The sequence below is a fragment of the Arcicella sp. BE140 genome (genome assembly GCF_031456255.1).
In the GTDB taxonomy this organism is placed as follows: Bacteria; Bacteroidota; Bacteroidia; order Cytophagales; family Spirosomataceae; genus Arcicella; species Arcicella aquatica.
Genome location: NZ_JAVDUE010000008.1, coordinates 238,045 through 258,219, shown reverse-complemented (window position 1 = coordinate 258,219; position 20,175 = coordinate 238,045). Strand labels below are relative to the sequence as shown.

Annotated in this window: 19 protein-coding genes and 2 tRNA genes; 18 read left to right on the top strand and 3 right to left on the bottom strand. The window is 34.7% G+C overall.

Annotated elements, in window-relative coordinates:
* The first annotated feature begins 21 nt into the window (after positions 1 to 21).
* The 4 genes from J2Y60_RS13540 (at position 22) to J2Y60_RS13525 (ending at position 2,198) form a co-directional block, all read left to right on the top strand.
* A tRNA-Lys gene (locus tag J2Y60_RS13540) sits at positions 22 to 94 on the top strand.
* Positions 95 to 164: 70 nt separating this feature from the next.
* Positions 165 to 237: transfer RNA gene (locus tag J2Y60_RS13535), tRNA-Lys, on the top strand.
* Positions 238 to 854: 617 nt separating this feature from the next.
* The gene (locus J2Y60_RS13530) at positions 855 to 1,262 is read left to right on the top strand and encodes a VOC family protein (RefSeq protein WP_309916560.1); all 408 of its coding nucleotides are present in this window, start codon (positions 855 to 857) and stop codon (positions 1,260 to 1,262) included.
* A gap of 12 nt (positions 1,263 to 1,274) precedes the next feature.
* Positions 1,275 to 2,198, top strand: a complete 924-nt coding sequence (locus tag J2Y60_RS13525; protein ID WP_309916558.1) for an AraC family transcriptional regulator — start codon at positions 1,275 to 1,277, stop codon at positions 2,196 to 2,198.
* A gap of 258 nt (positions 2,199 to 2,456) precedes the next feature.
* Here J2Y60_RS13525 and J2Y60_RS13520 read toward each other — a convergent pair whose 3' ends face one another.
* Positions 2,457 to 3,509 carry a DUF5694 domain-containing protein gene (locus tag J2Y60_RS13520; protein ID WP_309916555.1) on the bottom strand — a complete coding sequence of 351 codons (1,053 nt, stop codon included), beginning with the start codon at positions 3,507 to 3,509 and terminating at the stop codon, positions 2,457 to 2,459.
* Positions 3,510 to 3,845: 336 nt separating this feature from the next.
* On the opposite strand from J2Y60_RS13520, the gene J2Y60_RS13515 reads away from it, so the two are divergent.
* The 14 genes from J2Y60_RS13515 to J2Y60_RS13450 all read left to right on the top strand — a co-directional run bounded on the left by J2Y60_RS13515 (position 3,846) and on the right by J2Y60_RS13450 (position 18,462).
* Entirely contained in the window at positions 3,846 to 4,040 is a 195-nt protein-coding gene (locus tag J2Y60_RS13515; protein ID WP_309916552.1) for a DUF2188 domain-containing protein, read from the top strand.
* Positions 4,041 to 4,344: 304 nt separating this feature from the next.
* A complete protein-coding gene (locus J2Y60_RS13510) occupies positions 4,345 to 7,581 on the top strand; it encodes a PAS domain S-box protein (RefSeq protein WP_309916549.1) in 3,237 nt (1,078 codons plus the stop codon).
* A gap of 48 nt (positions 7,582 to 7,629) precedes the next feature.
* Complete coding sequence (locus tag J2Y60_RS13505) at positions 7,630 to 8,025, top strand: response regulator (RefSeq protein WP_309916546.1); 396 nt, start codon at positions 7,630 to 7,632, stop codon at positions 8,023 to 8,025.
* 394 nt (positions 8,026 to 8,419) lie between these two features.
* On the top strand, positions 8,420 to 8,725 hold the full coding sequence (locus J2Y60_RS13500; protein WP_309916543.1) for a putative quinol monooxygenase: 306 nt from the start codon (positions 8,420 to 8,422) through the stop codon (positions 8,723 to 8,725).
* 515 nt (positions 8,726 to 9,240) lie between these two features.
* A complete protein-coding gene (locus J2Y60_RS13495; protein WP_309916540.1) occupies positions 9,241 to 9,831 on the top strand; it encodes a LytTR family DNA-binding domain-containing protein in 591 nt (196 codons plus the stop codon).
* Between the two features lie 122 nt (positions 9,832 to 9,953).
* Positions 9,954 to 11,096 (top strand): acyltransferase, encoded by a 1,143-nt coding sequence (locus J2Y60_RS13490; protein WP_309916536.1) that lies wholly within the window; start codon positions 9,954 to 9,956, stop codon positions 11,094 to 11,096.
* Between the two features lie 116 nt (positions 11,097 to 11,212).
* Positions 11,213 to 12,073 (top strand): AraC family transcriptional regulator, encoded by an 861-nt coding sequence (locus J2Y60_RS13485; protein ID WP_309916533.1) that lies wholly within the window; start codon positions 11,213 to 11,215, stop codon positions 12,071 to 12,073.
* A gap of 86 nt (positions 12,074 to 12,159) precedes the next feature.
* Entirely contained in the window at positions 12,160 to 13,068 is a 909-nt protein-coding gene (locus J2Y60_RS13480; protein WP_309916530.1) for an NAD(P)/FAD-dependent oxidoreductase, read from the top strand.
* Between the two features lie 14 nt (positions 13,069 to 13,082).
* Positions 13,083 to 13,676: a short chain dehydrogenase gene (locus J2Y60_RS13475; RefSeq protein WP_309916527.1), complete on the top strand. Its 594-nt coding sequence runs from the start codon at positions 13,083 to 13,085 to the stop codon at positions 13,674 to 13,676.
* Between the two features lie 253 nt (positions 13,677 to 13,929).
* Positions 13,930 to 14,952, top strand: coding sequence for a histidine kinase (locus J2Y60_RS13470; RefSeq protein ID WP_309916525.1), 1,023 nt, complete (start codon positions 13,930 to 13,932; stop codon positions 14,950 to 14,952).
* Positions 14,949 to 15,728 carry a LytTR family DNA-binding domain-containing protein gene (locus J2Y60_RS13465; protein ID WP_309916521.1) on the top strand — a complete coding sequence of 260 codons (780 nt, stop codon included), beginning with the start codon at positions 14,949 to 14,951 and terminating at the stop codon, positions 15,726 to 15,728. The genes J2Y60_RS13470 and J2Y60_RS13465 overlap by 4 nt, the downstream gene beginning before the upstream one ends.
* Positions 15,729 to 15,890: 162 nt before the next feature.
* Positions 15,891 to 16,283, top strand: a complete 393-nt coding sequence (locus J2Y60_RS13460; RefSeq protein ID WP_309916520.1) for a hypothetical protein — start codon at positions 15,891 to 15,893, stop codon at positions 16,281 to 16,283.
* A 46-nt stretch (positions 16,284 to 16,329) separates the two neighbouring features.
* Positions 16,330 to 17,379, top strand: coding sequence for a hypothetical protein (locus J2Y60_RS13455; RefSeq protein WP_309916517.1), 1,050 nt, complete (start codon positions 16,330 to 16,332; stop codon positions 17,377 to 17,379).
* A gap of 18 nt (positions 17,380 to 17,397) precedes the next feature.
* On the top strand, positions 17,398 to 18,462 hold the full coding sequence (locus J2Y60_RS13450; RefSeq protein WP_309916515.1) for a serine hydrolase domain-containing protein: 1,065 nt from the start codon (positions 17,398 to 17,400) through the stop codon (positions 18,460 to 18,462).
* Here the strand turns inward: J2Y60_RS13450 and J2Y60_RS13445 are convergent.
* Both J2Y60_RS13445 and J2Y60_RS13440 read right to left on the bottom strand, forming a co-directional pair.
* Positions 18,455 to 19,711 carry a Na+/H+ antiporter gene (locus J2Y60_RS13445; protein ID WP_309916512.1) on the bottom strand — a complete coding sequence of 419 codons (1,257 nt, stop codon included), beginning with the start codon at positions 19,709 to 19,711 and terminating at the stop codon, positions 18,455 to 18,457. The genes J2Y60_RS13450 and J2Y60_RS13445 overlap by 8 nt on opposite strands.
* A 112-nt stretch (positions 19,712 to 19,823) precedes the next feature.
* A complete protein-coding gene (locus J2Y60_RS13440) occupies positions 19,824 to 20,150 on the bottom strand; it encodes a multidrug efflux SMR transporter (protein ID WP_309916509.1) in 327 nt (108 codons plus the stop codon).
* Positions 20,151 to 20,175: the final 25 nt, after the last annotated feature.

Sequence of the window (20,175 nt, the reverse complement as noted above, 5' to 3'; positions counted from 1 at the left end):
ATATACAAACTTCGGTTTGAAGATTCCGTAGCTCAGTTGGTAGAGCAATACACTTTTAATGTATGGGTCCTGGGTTCGAGTCCCAGCGGGATCACAAAGGTTACCAGTGGTAATCTTCCTTCGTGCCAGAGCGCACATTTTATATATACAAACTTCGGTTTGAAGATTCCGTAGCTCAGTTGGTAGAGCAATACACTTTTAATGTATGGGTCCTGGGTTCGAGTCCCAGCGGGATCACTTTTGGGACAAAACTAATTCAAAAAGGTTTGTCCCTTTTTTTTTACCCTCTAAATCCCTGTTTTCTGATAGATAAGTACAACCGCCGAGTTGTAGTTTTTCCAGATAATCCTTAATAATAAAGATAACAGGACAGTCACAATTACACTCCCATTCTTTTTTTCGGAATAAAGAACCTGTACCTATCCATCACATTCGAGGCACCGAACTTTAACTGTTTAAATCCGTTATAAGGGCAAAAAATATATAAATCAGCCCTGTATTACTATTTTTTCAGCCTTTGTTTTTCCTAATCAATCTTTCCATAATTGCCATAAAAATTTCGTTAGGCGTTGGCTAAATCCAGTTTGGAATTCATTACAAAAGGTACTTCCGCTTCTATAGGTTCATAAATTTTCCTTATAGAAATGGACTATTCTACATTTATTTATTATAAGTATCAAATCAATCTTATCAATCTAAATTATACGGACAATTTGCTGTGGTTCTCTATGATCTTGAGTAATCAGTAAGCAATTATCAAGCAAGGTGTGATTTTTGGCTAAACATAAAGTTAATTTGGCTAATTTTAATTTACGTCTATTGTGGAACTTTGTACTAACAAAAAAGAAAAAATAATGGATATTGTTTCGATAAGAATTATTACTGCAAATGTCAAAGAATTAGTATCATTTTATGAGAGAATTAGTGGAATATCCGCAATTCAGTATACTCCAGATTTTGCAGAATTAAAAACAAAAACAGCAACTTTAGCTATTGGAAGTACAAATACTTTACAATTCTTTGGTGGCGATGAAGTGGCAAAAGCCGCTTATAATCGCTCTGCCATAATAGAGTTCAGAGTAAAAGACGTGGATGAAGAGTACGAAAGGTTTGGTCATTTTCTTGAACATTTTATTGTTCAGAAACCCACTAAAATGCCTTGGGGAAATAAATCGTTGTTATTTCGTGATCCTGACGGAAATCTCGTCAATTTTTTTACACCAGTTACACAGGAGGCCATCAAAAAATTTGAGGGTGATTAATAAAAGTCGTATATGGATAGTGGAAAGACTTTCAGAATAAAGACAATCAGCGAGTTTCATCAGATAAGGAATTTGTCCAAACCCTTACACCCCTTGGTAAGCGTCGTCGATCTTGAAAATGCGCAAAAATTCCCTGAAAGCATTTCAAGTGTAGTACTAGATTTTTATTCCATTTCATTAAAAACAAATTTTTCCGGAATCTTCAGATATGGTCAACGAGAATATGATTTTAATGAAGGCGCTATGTTTTTCATGGCCCCCAATCAAAGTTTCAGCATAGAGCATAACCCAAACGAAACCGCGAAACAATCAGGTTGGAAATGGGTTTTACTCTTCCATCAGGACCTCCTATGGAACACCCAGCTTGCGAAGAGTATCAAGCAATATGAATTCTTCGATTATTCCGTCAACGAAGCCTTGTTCCTTTCTGAAAAGGAAGAACAAACTATTAACGGAATTATTGCGCATATCGAGCAGGAGTGTCAGAACAATATCGATAAGTTCAGCAAGCACATAATTATTTCCCACATAGAGGCTTTACTCAATTATGCTGAACGCTTTTACAATCGACAGTTTATCACCAGGGAAAAAGCCAACCATCAGATTTTGGAGCGTTTGGATACCTTACTAAACGATTATTTCGCTAATGATAATCTAATGTCAAAAGGATTGCCGAGTGTACAATACATTGCTCAAAATCTCAATATATCGCAAAATTATTTGGGCGGTTTGTTAAAAGTTTTAACGGGGCTGAGCACCCAACAACATATTCACGAAAAGCTGATCGAAAAGGCAAAAGAAAAATTATCTACCACAAATCTTTCTATCAGTGAGATTGCTTATGAATTAGGCTTTGAGCATTTGCCTTCATTCACAAAATTGTTCAGGAATAAGACCAATCAAACCCCGTCAGCGTTTAGGCAATCAATTAGTTAGCACCCACATTCAGGAAGAATTTAAACATGCTCAAATGACGAATGAAAATCTATTGATATAACGTAGACTTTCATTTTTTAGAAAATAGAGCAACAAGACGCCGTAAATCCTGTAACAAGGAGTTCGAGTTTTGTATCAAAGGAATCACAAAAAAGATAAAAGCCTTCAAAGTCATTTGATTTTGAAGGCTTTTATCGTTCGATAATAATCCATTACCTCATTTATCACTCGTTATAGTCGTCTTTACATAAATATTATCTAATCAACTTCATTAATGTTTCTCACCCTTACATGGGGCATAGCCTTGAAAATGTCCTGCATGTATTTTCTATGATTGGCACCCGCAATAACTATTACTTTTTTTGCCCCCATCATTCTCGCCCTGTTTACAACATTGTCACACATTCCCTGATTTCTCATTATCCACCAATGTATTTTTGAAAGCATTTCTTCTTTAGGAAAGCCCTTCATATCATACATAACAGGTAAGTAAAAATCTCCTGAGGCGGAAATTGCAGATGCCTCATCCGTGTTAAGCCATTCCGTTACATTTTGTGAAGTCTTTTCTATACTTTCGTACTTTTCAAAACCTTTATTAATAGTAGCTAAATTTGCTTTCAGTTGTTTTACAAAAGAGGTTGTGGTATCATTTCTAAATATACTGAATTTTGCGTCGAATGCCACCCACGATGCTTGCCAATTCAAATCATAGTCCTGACAATCCATAGAAAGCAAGTCTCGGATTCCCATTTCCAGCATCATTGGAAACGCTATTAGTGCATATTCCGAAGTTTTCAACCTTTTCATACTTCGCCCTGTTGTATCTAGCTGAGGGCTAAGTAATTTTATGACGTAGTTTTCAAGTTTAGCATCAGGTTTTTGCTTAAGATAGTCGAAAACTTGCCAGAATTGATAGTGGCCGTTCGCGACATCTTGATTAAGATAATAAGCATGGGCTAAATCAGCTTTTATATAATAGTCTTTAGGTTTTAGCAGGGTTATTTTTTTTAAGCTGTCAATCGACTTAGAAAGTAACTCATCCGACAAATTTCGATAGCTCCTAAGCATTTTTAGCCGCTTAATATTGTCCTGTTTGCACCAATAGTCCATCACAAGTCGCTCGTCCTCTTTACTTAGGAACTCGCCAAAAAAAGCATCAGGCTTGAATTTTCTTATTTTATTGTAGAGATTGGAATAATCCTGTATAGGATATTTGCTATAGTCATGAGAAACACCTATTAGTAAAATGTCTACGTCCTGCGCGCTAGCATTAATCGAAATGAAAAAAATATAAATAAGGAGATGTTTCATGTTTTCTATCTGCTATTTTAATGAATGTTGGTCAGCTCTAGTTATTCTACAGTGTGCCAGCTTGATTTTCTGACGTTATCGAAAACTGCCAGTATTTAATAAAATTAACGATAAATTGTACTGCAATTACAAAATCTATTGAAATATTCACAGCTAAATTTTGTGTATAAAATTATTGTATCAACAGCATTTGAATCGCTTGGTGAAGTCATCAGTTAGGCGAAGTTGCCTATCATTACAGACAAGCCAACGAATAAGTACATTATGGCATGATATTTTAATACCTTACTACAGTTTATAATCAAATGCAATTGTTTAACTAAAAATGTAAATAATATGCCATGGACTAAGAGCGATTATCCGCCATCATACAAAAACCAACCTAAGAAAGTTAGGGATAAAGCCGTTGAGATAGCCAATGAGATATTAAAAGACGGTGCCGAAGAAGGGCTTGCTATTGCTACGGGATTGAAAAAAGCCCGTGAAGTGTTAGCAAAAAAAGAAGATTCGCATGAACACAAAAAAAAATAAGAATGTTATTTGGATTTTTCACGTTACTGGAAAAAGATATTAAATACTAAACTATCAAATAATTAAAGGCTAAATCCAAGACCTTGCTAATGAATAAATAGCAAGGTCTTGGATTTGGTCATGTTTGATAAAAAAGCCTTTTATTTAGGTGACAAAGGTATAATTTCATGAGATATTGCTAAACATGACATTCAAAACGAAGGTATTTGATGTCGAAATTGTTATATTTTTAGCTAAATTTACTTTCATTCATTATTGTAAAGGGCAAGACATTCGTCATATCCTCTTAATTCAACCTTAATTCTTGGAAATTATAAATACTACCGACGACTATTTCTTCCTTGAAAACGGTGGCGAAGCTGCCGAAATCATTAGGAATTTAGACTGGTCTTCAAATAGTCTAGGACGACCTGAAATATGGCCTGAAAATTTGAAGAATACCTTAGCGACATTATTGCCATCCAAATTCCCTATGTTTCTTTGGTGGGGCAATGACCTAATCCAGTTTTATAATGATGCCTATAGACCAAGCTTTGGAGAGCAGGGAAAACATCCTAAAGCAATGGGACAAAAAGCGAAAGATTGCTGGCCTGAGATATGGGATTTTCTTGCTCCGCATATTACTAATATATTAGCTACTGGCGAAAGTGTCTGGTATGAAAATATGTTATTGCCTATACATCGAAATGGTAAACTTGAAGATGTGTACTGGACATTCAGTTACAGTCCAGTCAGAGGAGACGACCGTCAGATTGAGGGTGTATTAGTAGTTTGTAATGAAACAACCAATACAGTAAACCATAACAAACAGCTTCAAAATAGTAAGGATGAACTCTTATTCGCTATTGAAGCAGCAGAACTCGGCACCTTTGACCTTAATCCAATTACAAATAGATTTTCAGCAAATAACCGCCTTAAAAGTTGGTTCGGATTACAGCCCGATGATGAGATTGCCCTACATGTAGCTACAGACGTAATAGCAGAAGCTGATCGTGATAATGTAATAAAAGCGATAGAGGATGCATTAAAGTTTGAATTAGGAGGGAAGTATGAAATAGAATATACAATTATTCATCCTGTAACGAAAGAAGAAAAAATAGTGCGTGCCAAAGGACGGGCTTGGTTTAATGAAAATAAAGAAGCCTATCGTTTTAACGGAATTTTGCAGGACATCACAGAACATAAGAAGGCTAATGATGAAATAGTGAAGTCAAGACAATTGACTGACCTTACCATGCAGACTATGGGTATGGGTGTTTTTAATGTCGACTTTGCGACTAATAACATTGAATATTCTGCTGAATTTGCGGCTCTTATATCTGGTTCAAAAATTAAGGATTTATCACGGATGGATTTTGTTAAATATATCCACCCTGATGATTTAGGACTGCGTCTTGAGGCTATTGAGCAAGGATTAACAACTGGTAAATTTTATTATACCCCACGAGTAATTTGGGACGATGGTAGTATTCATCATATTGCCATTTCTGGAGCTAGGATTGTGGACTCTAAAGGTAACCCCAAGACATTCTCAGGAACAGGTATAGATATTACAGAACGAGAAAGAAGTAGAGCTGCATTACAGCAAGCAGAGCATAGACTGGAACAAACAAAGCGAGAAGCAAATGCTATGTTCAGGAATGTGACTGATAGTTCACCTACGGGACTTTGGTTAGCTGATAAACAAGGTATGCTAACCTATTTGAATAATACTTTGGTAGAGTGGACAGGCATACCTTATTCAGAATTGTTGGGGATAGGCTGGACAAACGCCATCATTGAAGAAGACAGACAAATGGCAGCGGAAGTCTTTGAGGAGGCTGTGAATTCGCTATCGCACTATGATGTGCTTTTTAGGATTAAAAAAGCTACTGGTAAAATAGTATGGTGTCGTGCAGCAGGAGACCCATTTTTTGATGAAAGTGGCAAATATGCTGGCTATGCAGGATTCTGTATGGACATGGACGAAATCATTGCAAGCAGGAAAGCACTTACGGAAAGCGAAGAACGTTTTAGCCTCATGATTAAGCAAGCTCCTGTAGGAATATGCCTTTTTACAGGATTGGACATGAAAATTGAGATTGCGAATGATATCATGATTGGATATTGGGGAAAAGATAAATCTGTCATGGGAAAACCGCTTGAAGTAGCCATCCCCGAATTAGTTGGTCAACCATTTCTCTCATTATTGCAGGAAGTTTACTTAACAGGTGTGCCATATGAAGCTGTTTCTACCCCAGCACGCCTCGAAGTAGATGGGAAATTAAGCACATTTTATTTTGATTTTACCTATAAGCCAATTAGGGATATTCATGGTAATATTTATGGTATTATGGATATTGCCGTTGATGTAACTGAACGGGTATTAGCCTCACAAAAATTAGATGATACACGTATTGCCTTAGCGGGTGCTATTGAATTGGCCGAACTAGCAACATGGCAACTTGATATTAAAAATAAAACATTTTCTTATTCAAAAAGGTTTATGGATTGGCTAGGCTTTACTGAAGATACCAAAGCGATGGATGAAGCTTATAATCCACTGCCTAATGATTACAGAAAATTAGTCAGTGATGCAATCCAAGCGGCTATACTGCCAGGTTCTTCGGGAATTTATGATAATGAGCATCCAATTATCAACAGAGTTACGGGGCAGGTCAGGATTATTCATGCAACGGCAAGGGTATTTTATAATAGTGATGGTATGCCAGCGTATTTAAGTGGCACCGCCCAAGACGTAACAAAAGAAAGGAAATTACAAGAAGAACTAACATTTAAAATCAGAAAAAGTACGGCAGAATTACGCCATGCAAATACAGAATTAGAGATAAATAATAAGGAATTGCAACAGTTTGCTTACATTGCCTCGCATGATTTGCAAGAACCTGTTCGGAAAATATCCGTCTTCATTCAGATGCTTGAAAATTATATTACATCTGACCCAGAAAAGGCAAAAATATATATTGAAAAAATAAATAATTCAGCAAAACGAATGACTACATTGATTAAAGATGTGCTTGGTTTTTCTGAATTAGCTAATAGTACTAAAGTATTTGAAAATGTAGATTTGGAAGAGGTAATAGAGAATATCTTGAGTGATTTTGACTTGACAATTGAACAAAAAGAAGCTACTATCATCTACCAAAATTTGCCAAAATTAAAAGCTATTCCATTACAAATGGGGCAGTTGTTTGGCAATTTAATATCAAATGCTTTGAAATATTCTCGTCAGGATGTTAAACCTGTCATTAAAGTTATCAGTAGCAAGCTTAATGACAACGATAAAAAACTATTTTCTATCGATAATTCATTAGATTATTATAAAATTGAGATTATCGATAATGGAATAGGTTTTAATCAAAAATATGCTGAGCAGATTTTTAATATTTTTCAACGATTACATGGCAAAAATGAATTCGCAGGTACTGGTATTGGGCTGGCAATGTGTCGAAAAATTGTACAAAATCATAATGGAGATATTAAGGCATTTTCGGAGGAAGGAAAAGGAACAACATTTGTCGTTGTAATACCTGAAGAATAATATAAGTAATTTTCGACCCATACATTACTATTTTATATTAGATAACAAATGATGAAGACTGTCTTTTTAATTGATGATGATTTAGATGAACGTGAAATATTTCAGGAGTCTTTACATGCACTTAACTTAGAGGTTAACTATGTGGAAGCCAAGAATGGTGCTGAAGCATTGGAAAAATTAGACCTTCCTAATTTTAAGAAACCAGATATTATTTTTCTCGACCTTAATATGCCAATAATGGATGGTAGAAAATTTTTGAAAGAAGTTAAAGGTCATGACAAGTATAACAATATACCTGTCATTATCTATTCGACTTCTTCAAACGAGATTGATAGGCAGTTTGCCATAGAAAATCAGGCATCTATGTTTATGACAAAACCCTATTCTTTAGAAGTGTTGCGCGCTGAAATAAAGCACGTAATAAAAAGTTTTCTTCAAGTATAAATCTCTCAAGAAAGTCAAACATTAGTCATCCCGAATTTTAAAATCATAAAAAAGCGGTCGAAATTCGTTTTTCGATCGCTTTTTTGATTTACGGATACAGATTATAGTTCTCTTAGTAACATTATATCGGTGGCCGTTGTTGGGGTAGAAGAAGTATCCAATTAACCCTTCAAAACCGATAAGCAATTACATCCATTAACGATGAAGAGTTTGAATATATCAAAACGTTTTTCACTAAGAGAAAAGCGTTAAAGCACCAATACTTCTTAAGTGTGATTATAATCACACTTTTTTTGTGATTTGCCTCCTTCCTCATGCAGCTACTGTATCCTAATTTTGAATCAGAAATTAAAACACAGTAATTATTTAATAATCAACTTTAAATACTCAAATCATGAAAAATCAACAACCCATTCATGTATTCGCTACATGGACTGTTAAAGAAGGACATATAGAAACAGTCTTGAATTTATTGAAAACGATAGGTAAGGAAACTGTAAAAGAAAGTGGTAATTTATTCTATAAAGTTCATCAGAGCAATACGGATGCTAACACAATTATATTGTTTGAAGGCTACATTGATGAAAATGCTATTGCTGAACACCGTAAGTCAGCACATTATCAAGATTTAATTATAGGACAAATCATACCTTTATTAAAAAGTAGAGATATTGTTTTAGCAACACCTATTGAAGCTTAATAGAAAGTAATAAGGAGGTTGGGTAGTATTATAACGTATAAATTATGAGGAGGCTACAAATAAATATGATTTTCAATAACATTTTCAAACAACTTGATTTTTAACGCAGTATAAATTTATTAGACATATTCCCTTAAAATATACTTTTAGGAATGAGTTTTTTGTAATTTTAATGCTTAATAAAATACTTGTTATCCATGGAATTGTATGTAAATCGGGAACATTTACTTAAGGAGATTGAATATCCAGCAAGATTCAAGTCTGAAAACCTGTTCAAAAGTTCTGCAATTATTTTTGTTAGCCTCCTTGTGTTTCTTTTATTGTTCAAACCCTTTGGCATGTATGCCCCTGAATATAAAATAAACTATTTTTTTATTTGTAGTCTTCACGCATTGTGTCCTGCATTAATTATTTTCGTTTATTTCTCTATACTCAACTATTTCAAGGAAAGAAAAGATATCCTTCAAAGCTGGACTTTGTTACAGGAATATTCTCATATAGGGATCGTCCTAATTTTGACAGGCATTAGCAGTTTTTTAATACGAGATTTAATCTACGACAATCCTAATAACTGGTCTTTCAATTACCTTTGGGAAGAAATTAGAAACTGCTTTATTGCAGGAACGTTCTTCTATTTTTTTCTGAGATTAGTTAGCTTCTATCTTCAATCAAAGAAAGGCTCGCCATTTGTACTTCAGTTTGTCCCTCTCTGTGTAGAAACGCCTAAAAAAGACACTGAACCTACACTTTTCATCAATACACAAGTTAAGCAAGATGATTTTAGCTTAAACATAGATGATTTATTATTCGTAAAAGCTGATGGAAACTATATAGAATTGACCAGAGAAATTGATAAACAGATAGTGATAGAATTAAAAAGAATTTCTCTGACACAATTTGAAACTCAACTTTCAGGCTATCCACATTTTTTCAGGTGTCACAGAGCTTATTTAGTAAATATGTTCAAGGTAGAAAAAGTTTCAGGAAATTCTCAAGGGTATTTATTATCCTTTCATGAAACCAGCGATAAGATTCCTGTGTCTAGGAAACAGCTAGATAGTTTTAATCGCTGTTACGAACAACTAAAGCAGCAAAATGTAGCTTAAACTTGTTGTTCATCACAAAGCTAGTTACTGATAACAGATTGCACTGAGAACTGGTTTTAGTATGGTAGGTTTGTTGCAAGTAGCCGATAGTCGGATACTAAACAATTATAAACCAATCAATTATGTCTTCTCAAATTTCAACTGCTAAGCCATCAAACAAACTATTATACATAGACAATATCAAACTACTACTGACCATATTGGTAGTGCTCCATCATACTTGCGTTACGTATGGTGCTCCGGGCGGATGGTATTATATTGAAAAAACTACTCATTTGGGTGCTCTTATACCCCTAACGATGTTTGTTAGTATAAATCAATCTTATTTCATGGGCTTTTTCTTCATGCTTGCGGCCTATTTTACTGGTACGTCTTATGCCCGAAAAGGTGCTGCTAGGTTTATAGCTGACCGCCTGTTTAGACTAGGGATTCCTTTATTATTTTACTCATTTGTTTTTTCTCCCTTCCTCTGCTATTTGGTTTATTATTTTGGAAAAGAACAACACATTACTTATTGGCAATACCTTCAAGGTTACGACAACTGGATAGATTTTGGTGTCCTGTGGTTTGTAGTAGCATTACTGTTGTTCTCTTTGGTGTATGCATTCATAAAAAGCCTTTTCAACGTTAATATTAAAAACCCTTTACCAACGCCGACTGCATATACGATACTCTTGCTTGCAACGGCAGTCGGGATTATTAGTTTCGTAGTCAGAATCATTTTTCCAGTTGGCTGGGTTCTTAAACCATTAGGTTTTCAATTAGGGCATTTTCCGCAATATCTTGTATTTTTTATGATTGGATTATTGGCGGCTAGGAACAATTGGTTTGACCAGCTTTCAGAAAAAACTAGCAAGCAACTTACTTTATCCATAAGATGGTGCTTATTATTTTTCCCTATGTTTTATCTGATACGCGTAAAGTTGGATATGCCTATTTCTTGGTACTCTGGAGGATTTCACTGGCAGTCATTATTATATGCGGTATGGGAACAATTGATTGGTATTTCTATCCTGACGGTATTACTCATTTATGGAAAAAAGCGTTGGAATACAACGTCAGTATTACTGAGTAAATTATCACGGAGCAGTTTTGCGGTATATATTTTTCATCCGCTCGTTATTATCGGTTTATCATTAGCCGTAAGAAATTGGACAATTGACCCATCCATAAAATGTTTGATTATAGCACCCATAGCCTTATTAGGTAGTTTTGCTTTAGGGTCTCTTATTTTATTGATTCCTGGTGTTAAAAAAGTGATTTAAGGCGTAGGCTAGCATTTATAATATGAATCAAGGTGGTTTTCTAAACTATTAACATATCAATCAATTGATTTTACTTACCTTTAAGGTCTCGTCTAATAAAATATCTTCTACGGCGGATGGAAAAAATACCCATAAGACATATCAAAGTAAGTAAAAAAGAACCAGATTTATCTGAAGCGTTTACCATTCGGGATATTGATAGTTTACTTGCTGAGACCGATATGGTGCAAGAACTTCATAGACATGATTTTTTTTATCTATTGATTGTAAAAGAAGGCACTGGTAATCATAATATAGACTTCACATCTTACACCGTTTCTGATTATTCTGTTTTCCTTATGCGACCAGGACAGGTACACCAACTAGTTTTGGAAGCAGGAAGTACGGGTTATTTAATACAATTTAGAAAGGATTTTTATTCTCCACACGACAAATCAGTAAGTCAACTATTACGCAAGACGAGTAATATTAATCACTATCAATTTGATTCGAATAAATTTCAGAAGTTGAGTGCCATATTATCTAATATCTTTCAAGAATATACCGACAAACAAGAAAAGTATCTGGAAGTAATTAAAGCCAATATGGATATTTTCTTTATTGAGCTTATTCGAAAACATGGTAGTAATCCAATACAAGAGAAAGCGAACCTTTATATAGAAGCACAACTTGAAGCGTTTTTAAGCCATTTAGAGACGCATATTTTGAGCCACAAACAGGTGTCTGAATATGCGGCTTTGCTAAATCTGTCTACTTTCCAGTTGAATGCTATCACTAAGACATCTTTAGGGAAGACGTGTTCAGAAGTGATAAATGAATACATTATATTGGAATCTAAAAGATATCTTCTTGCCACTTCTAATCAAATCACTCAAATAGCTTATTATTTAGGCTATGAAGATGTTTCATACTTTATCAGATTCTTCAAAAAGCATACTGGATATACTCCTGATGCTTTTAGACACAACTTTAAATAAATCCCATAGAACTACATTTTTGTCCTATCTTCTCCGTCTGGATTGAAACTACCTTTGCAAAGAACAAAATTAGATTCTTTAAGGCAATGATAGATAATAAAAATTTTGACGTAATAATTGTTGGAGGAAGTTATGCTGGGCTAGCAGCAGGTATGGCTTTGGGCAGAGCATTAAAGCAGGTATTGATAATTGATAGCGGATTACCTTGCAACAGACAAACGCCACACTCACATAACTTTCTTACGCAAGATGGTAAAACACCTCAAGAAATTAGTGTACTAGCTAAAAAACAGGTAGAACGCTATGACACTGTTACATTCTTTAATGGTTTGGCAACACAAGGAGTCAAAACTAACAATGGTTTTGATATTCAAGTAGCCTCAGGAGAAATATTTCATGCTGGCAAATTGATTTTTGCCACGGGTATCAAGGATATAATGCCTGCTATTGATGGTTTATCAGCATGTTGGGGAATATCAGTGATTCACTGTCCGTACTGTCATGGATATGAGGTGAAAGGCGAAAAAACAGGGATTTTAGGAAATGGTGAATATGGCTTTGAGTTTTCTGCCTTTATTTCAAATTGGACAAAGGACTTAACATTATTTACGAACGGAACCTCAACGTTGACAAGTGAGCAAACTGAAAAATTGAAAAAACACCACATTGAAATTGTAGAAACACCTATTGAAAAATTGGAGCATACCAATGGATACCTGCAAAACCTCCACTTCAAAGACGGAACCAAAACTGCTATTAAAGCACTCTATACGCGCACTGCCTTTGAACAACACTGTCAGATTCCCACCATGTTGGGATGTGATTTAACAGAGGACGGATACATTAAAATAGATGCTTTTCATAAAACTACCATTGAAAGTGTTTTTGCGTGTGGTGATAATGTAACTAGAATGCGCACAGTAGCGAATGCTGTCGCAATGGGAACTACTACCGGAGGAATGGTTAATAGAGAAATTATTTTTGAAAATTTTTAGAGAATTTAAAGCAGATGAAAATTATTATAGTAGGTGCTACAGGCACCATGGGAAAACACTTGGTAAGTGTATTAGAGAAGGAACATGAAATAATAAAAGTGGGGGCGCACGGTGGAGATATTATCACAGACATAACTTCTACGGAATCAATCGAAAATATGTTTAAACAAGTTGGCTCTTTCGATGCCTTGATTTCAACAGCTGGACCAACGTATGTAGGACCTTGGAAAAAGATGACTGATAAGGAGTTCCGTAAAGGATTAGAAGGAAAATTGATGGGACAAATCAATTTGGTACTAATCGGACAGCACTTTATAAACCCCAAAGGTTCATTCACTTTAATCTCAGGGGCTTTAACGTATGAACCACAATTGAATTTTGCCAATGCATCAGCCGCCAATGGTGCAGTTGAAGCTTTTGTGAGAGCCGCCGCCATTGAATTAGAAAATGGCGTTAGGATAAATGCGGTTAGCCCAACGGTTATTGAAGCTTCACCTCAGTATTTCCCATTTTTCCCCGGAGAGATTCCAGTAACCATGAAACAACTAGAATATGGCTTTCGTAAAAGTGTGTTTGGTGCTAATACTGGGCAGATTATAAAGCCTTAATGATTTTTGCTAAGTATTGTTTTGCATAAAATTGAGTTTAAGTCATCTCATACGCAATTTGTAGTGGCTTATTAAGATAAATATCCTATTAATAGACTAATATTCTGGATTTGGAATACTAGTCTATTATCCTTTGTAAATGAATAGTTTGATATTAAAATTCACCCCCTTCCTTCGTATACTTCACTGCCTAAATTATCAGCTTTATACCATCTTGTCTATTCTTCTAATGAAATATTTCATAATTTAGAATATGGATAAGCATGAAAGACGTATTTGTATATATAGTTCCTTATTGATAGTATTGGTTGTAAATTCACCAAGACTATTGGCTTTAAGAGAGAACGGTATTATAGCACGTTACTGGCAATTTGATTTGGTCGAGTACAGCTTTCAATTTTTGTATAATCTATTATTTTGTTTAATATTATTTTATATAAACCTTTCAAAAGATAAAAGTTTAGCCTTGTACTTGCTAAAGAAAAGATACAGCCTTTATTTCTTGGCTAACATAATTGTTATTCTACTCTTTATAATCATTGGAAGTTTTATCCAATCTAATCTATTTTTCGAAAATCATTTACCGGGAGTGGTGGTCAGAGGTTATTTTGTGCGTTTACTGTTTAGTGCTGTGCTAATAGGTATCATTATTAGAATACTACTATTACTACGAGAAAGTAAACTTAAAGAGAAAGAAAATGAACAATTAAAGCGTTTTTATCTGGAAGCACAATTACAATTATTAAAAGAACAATTGAATCCTCATTTACTATTTAATTCTCTGAGTAGCTTGTCGGGAATTGTACGAGAAGACCCTAAACTAGCGCAGTTTTATATCATACATCTTTCTAAAGTATTTAGGAATGCCTTAGAAAAGTCAGGTACGATGTTGGTTTCACTAGCAGAAGAATTAAGGATACTTAAATCTTATGAAGAGCTTTTAAAAATGCGTTATGAGAAAGCATTTCACTTAGTGATTACGATTGATGAACATTATCTTAATTTTACTTTGCCACACTTATCTCTTCAACCTTTATTAGAAAATGCCATTAAGCATAATGCTGTCAGTATAGAAAGACCTTTGGTCATAACAATTTGTGTGGAGGATGAATGGCTAGTAGTTAGTAATAATTTACAAGAAATAATCTCGCCTGAGAATAGTACTGGGATTGGTCTGGTTAATCTTAACGAACGCTTTCGTTTGCTTAAGCTTAAAGAGATTGACATAAAAAAAACAAAAGACACATTTTTAGTTAAATTACCGTTAATACCATGAATCCGTTACGTATAGTTATTATAGAAGATGAACCTGTTACAGCCCGTAACTTAGCACATATATTGCTAAGTATAGATACTAATATTAATATCGTGGATATGCTTAAAGGGGTAAATGAATCAATAGCTTGGTTTACGTTAAATCAAACTAATTATGACCTTGTTTTGATGGATATTAGGCTAGCCGATGGGTTGTCGTTCGATATTTTTAAAAAAGTGACCATTAATAAGCCCGTTGTATTTGTGACAGCTTATCATGATTATGCTATTGAGGCATTTAAAAATAATGGGATAGATTATATTCTCAAACCTTTTGATGATCAAGAAATAAAGCGTGCATTAGATAAATATAATAACCTTGTTAGAACGTATAGTGATGAGTATGAAACCATCAAGTTTACAAAATTGCTAGAGGAATTTAAAGTGGGTATTAAGTCTTACAAAAGGTCGTTCTTGGTAAACTATCGGGATAAATTAGTTCCTTTAGAGACCAATAAGATTGCTTGGTTTTATACGTCAAATGAGATTGTTTATGGACATACTGCGGACGGTCAGCAATATATTATGGAGTTTACGTTGGAGCAACTAGAAGAGCAAGTAGACCCTGCATTATTCTTTAGAGCAAATAGACAGTTTATTATTAATCGTACAGCTATCAAAGAAATAGATTTTTATTTTAATGGACGCTTTTCTGTTAAAATAAATCCAGCACCATTAGAACGGGTGCTAATTAGCAAAGCACGTGTACCAGAGTTCAAAAGTTGGATGAATCGATAAAACATTTCACCTGCTAATTTTCCAGTCTTACCTTATTTTTAGCCCATCCTTTATTTTTCTTTATCAAATTTGTAACGTAATCGTTAGTGCATAAGGTCTTTATAAAACCTATGTTATGTAGCATTATTGTGATAATAAATAATATCAAAAAATAGAAATTTTATGAAAATTAGGAAAATTACTTCAGGGCTAGTTACCGTATTAACCCTGTTATTCTTTAGCCAGCTGACTACAGCACAAAATACGTCTGTTATAAAAAATACGAGTCCAGAAGAAAGAGCCGAGCTTCTTACAGACTTGATGAAAAGCAAACTTGGTCTTGATCCAGTACAGAGTATTAAAGTACAAGCTATAAATCAGAAATATACACTTAAAAATGAGCCAATCTTAAAAAGCAATGCGGGTAAGTTTTCAAAATTCAAGCAAAAAAAAAAACTACAGAAAGAAAAAGATGAAGAACTAAAAAAAGTATTTACTACCGAGCAGTTTAATCAATATCAGGCTTTTGAAGCTGAAATGAAGCGTAAAATTAAAGAAAGGATAAAACAGCGATAAGCTTGATAAAACAATTTTTGCAATAAAATTAAAAAGCTCTAAAAAAATGGGAAATATTGTTTTTAAAATAAGTATCTTATTGATTCTGGCAGTTGCTTGTTCACAACATGATGGTACAGATATGGTAGAACCTGTTGTTGATAACTTTCAAGGACCTATTCCTAGACCAGTTTCAGGCTATGGAGCAGATGGTGCGAATAAAGTAGCTGAAATAGACTTTCCTAATCCGCAATATGCAGGAACAAAAGTAACAATATTTTATCCTGAGGGTATTACTTCACCTAGACCAACAATATTTTATTCACATCCTTATGGAGGTGAAAACAAAGAATACAATAGAGGTTTATTTGAGTTTATCGCCAAAAAGGGATATGTTGTTGTATTTGTACCGTATTCTACTGCATCTGGTGTGGGAATCGATTATCGTTACAATACTTTATGGTTGGGCTTTTTAAAAGCAGTAACAGATTATCCAAATATTATTGATACTAAAAAGGTTGGTTTTATGGGACATTCATTTGGTGGAGGAGCATCTATTGGATTGGGATATAAGGCTTTTGTAGAAAAAGGATGGGGTGAAAACGGACGATTCCTCTTTACAATGGCACCGTGGTACAGCTTTCAAATTACTTCAGAACAGTTGAAAAATTTTCCAACTAATACTAAAATGATAACGCAGGTATATGATGAAGACATCTTTAACGATCATAGAATGGCGATTGATATTTTTAAGAACAATAATATTACTAATGCAGAAAAAGATTTTTATTATCTCAAATCTTCAACTGTAGCAGGTTATTACTACTCAACAGGACATAACCTCCCAAATAGCCGTTCTGCTTATGACGCCTATGATTATTATGGAGTATATCGCATATTAGATGCCATGATTGATTATAGTTTTAATAATAATCTGTCAGGTAAAAATGTAGCATTAGGCAATGGTTCTATAGAACAGATAACAATGCCTAGCTATAAGACAGAAATGATGACACCATTGGAGGTATCTGATAATCCGATACCTAAATATGCTCAAAGTAAATATGAGTTTCAGTGTAGAAGCCTTGATAACCCTAGAGTTTTAAATTGTGATTGAGTAAATAATTTTGGAATAATGAAAAAAATAGGATTAATACTGTCGTTATTAATAGTGTTTGTAAACAGCTATGCACAACAGTCTTTTGAAAAGGTAGATAAATGGCTTGATGATAATGTGGCAAGCATGGGTGGGCGACTGATGTTAGTTGTTTACAAAGATGGTAAGACTGTTTATAGCCATTCTGTAAATCAAATGAATAATAAACAGCGGATGGTAGGGAGGTTTATTGCTAAACGACAAGGTAAAACCGTAGATTTTGATGATTTCACAGAAACGTCTAAACTACAAATTGCTAGTTGTAGTAAATGGTTAAGTGCCGCATTAGTGATGACGTTTGTAGATGAAGGTAAATTAAAACTGACGGATACTGTAGGTAGATTCTTGCCTGTTCTTTCAAGAAATGGGAAGGGTAATATTACCATTAGCGAATGCCTATCACACATGACAGCTATTCAATCCCCTGATTTGAGAGAGAATCTAAGAGAAATGAGACAGATTAATAGCATGGATGAAGCGATAGCTCAAATAGCACAATATCCTATGGAGGGTACTCATGGTAAGGTTTTTCGTTACAGTAATACTGGTTTACAAATAGCAGGGGCGGTCATTGAAAAAATTAGTGGTAAGAGTTTTGAAACTTTGTTTGCAGAAAGAATTGCCAAACCTTTGGAGATGAAGAATACAGATTTTGGTAAAGGTAAAGTAGCTTTACCTGCTGGTGGGGCAAGTAGCACGCCTAATGATTATATGAATTTCTTAATCATGATATTGAATAAAGGTACGTTTAATGGCAAAAGAATCCTTTCTGAGAATAGTATTGCTGAAATGCAAGTGAACAGAGTGACTGAGGCAGTTAAAGTTGCTTATTCACCAGCAGAAGCGGGAACATTAAGTTACGGTTATGGCGAATGGCTGATGGGAAATAACATTGTTAGTAGCCCAGGGCTATTTGGAAGTTTTCCGTGGGTGAATAACGATAAAAAATATTGTGCATTTTTAATGGCTTTTTACCTTAAACCAGACGGCAGACAAAAGAAATATGCAACACTGAAAAAAGTAGTGGAGGAGGAGCTTAACTAACCTCCTCCTTTTTATTTAAGCGTTTTACAATCCACGGCAAAGTAAGCCCCTGACCAAGAATGGTGAATAAAACCATGGCGACGGAAATGAAAATAATGGTATTCCGCATCGGAAAAGGTTGACCATTTTCAAGGGTTACGGGCAATGCCAATGCAATTGCAAGGGATACAATGCCACGCATGCCAGACCAACTGATAATGATACTATTATTCAAATCTAATAGGGCATCAAAAGTGACTTTGCCACGTTTGTCTCTAAAACCTCGTTGTAAGTTAATCTTTTGTAGAAATACACGTGCCATTCTGATTAATAAGGCTACTACTGTAATCAAAAATGCATAACCAATATTAGGAAGAATCTGTGTTTTATCGATACTCGTTAAAACAATAGGAAACTGTATGCCTATCAGGATAAATATTAACCCATTCAATAAGAAAATATTTATCTCCCAAAAATTTAATGATTGTTGTTTTAATTCTTTAGGGAATTTTGCTCTGCTTAGTCTTGCCATACTTAATCCCAGAATAACTACCGCAATTACACCAGAAACATGTATTTCTTCCGCTAAAAGATAAGTAACAAAAGGCATCAACACCATAAGACTGATAATGGCTAAGTGATTTTGTCGAAACCAACGGAGTGTATAAGCTAAGATTACACCCATCACTAAGCCTATGGCTAGGCCGCCTAATAGCAATATGATAAATTCTAAGGTAGCTTTCCACCAGACAAAAGCAACACCTGTAACCGATGCTACCGCAAAACGATAAGCTACTAGTGCTGATGCATCATTCACCAAGCTTTCTCCTTCTAAGATAGTCGTCGTTTTGTGTGAAAGTCCCAATCCCTTTGTAATGCCTATAGCGGCTACTGCATCAGTAGCCGAAAGAATAGCACCTAATACAAAAGCTACCGACCAACTCATGCCTGGAATGCAGTAACGTCCAATAACAGCAATGCCCAAAGTAGTAAGAAATACCAATCCTATGGCTAAAGCACTGATTGTTTGTGCATGCGTTTTGAATTCTTTGAAAGAAATGTTGAAAGCAGCATCGTATAGGAGTGGAGGAAGAAATATTAGCATAATAATTTCAGGGTTAATCTCTATATTAGGAATAGAAGGAATGAATCCTATGGCCATGCCCACAGTAATAAGTACGATAGGGTTTGGCAATTTTATCTTCTCTGCGATGGCAGTAAAGACAATCATGAGGGCTAATATAAAAATAACGATGCTATAATTCTCCATGGTTAGGTTTGCTTATTGAAGTAAGGATAAACCACTTTGTATAAAGAGGGTTTATAAAAGGTAATGATTATAGGACTTTAATATTGCGATTCATTACCAATTTGATGATAATTTAATGAGATATGGATTTTAAACCAACTATTGAGCCAATAAGGGTGATAATAAAGAAAACCCTCCAAAAATTGATTGGTTCTTTGAAAACTAATATTCCTATTAATACAGTACCTACAGCACCAATGCCTGTCCATACAGCATAGGCCGTTCCGATTGGTAATGTTTGTGTTGCTTTGATTAATAATAACATACTTGAGGTTAACGCTACTAAAAATCCAGCATACCATAAATAAACCCCATTACCTGTTACCAATTTAGCTTTTCCTAAGCAAAAAGCAAATGCTACTTCAAACAACCCCGCAATAATTAAAATAATCCAGTTCATGATTTTTGTTTTTCTACAAAATTCA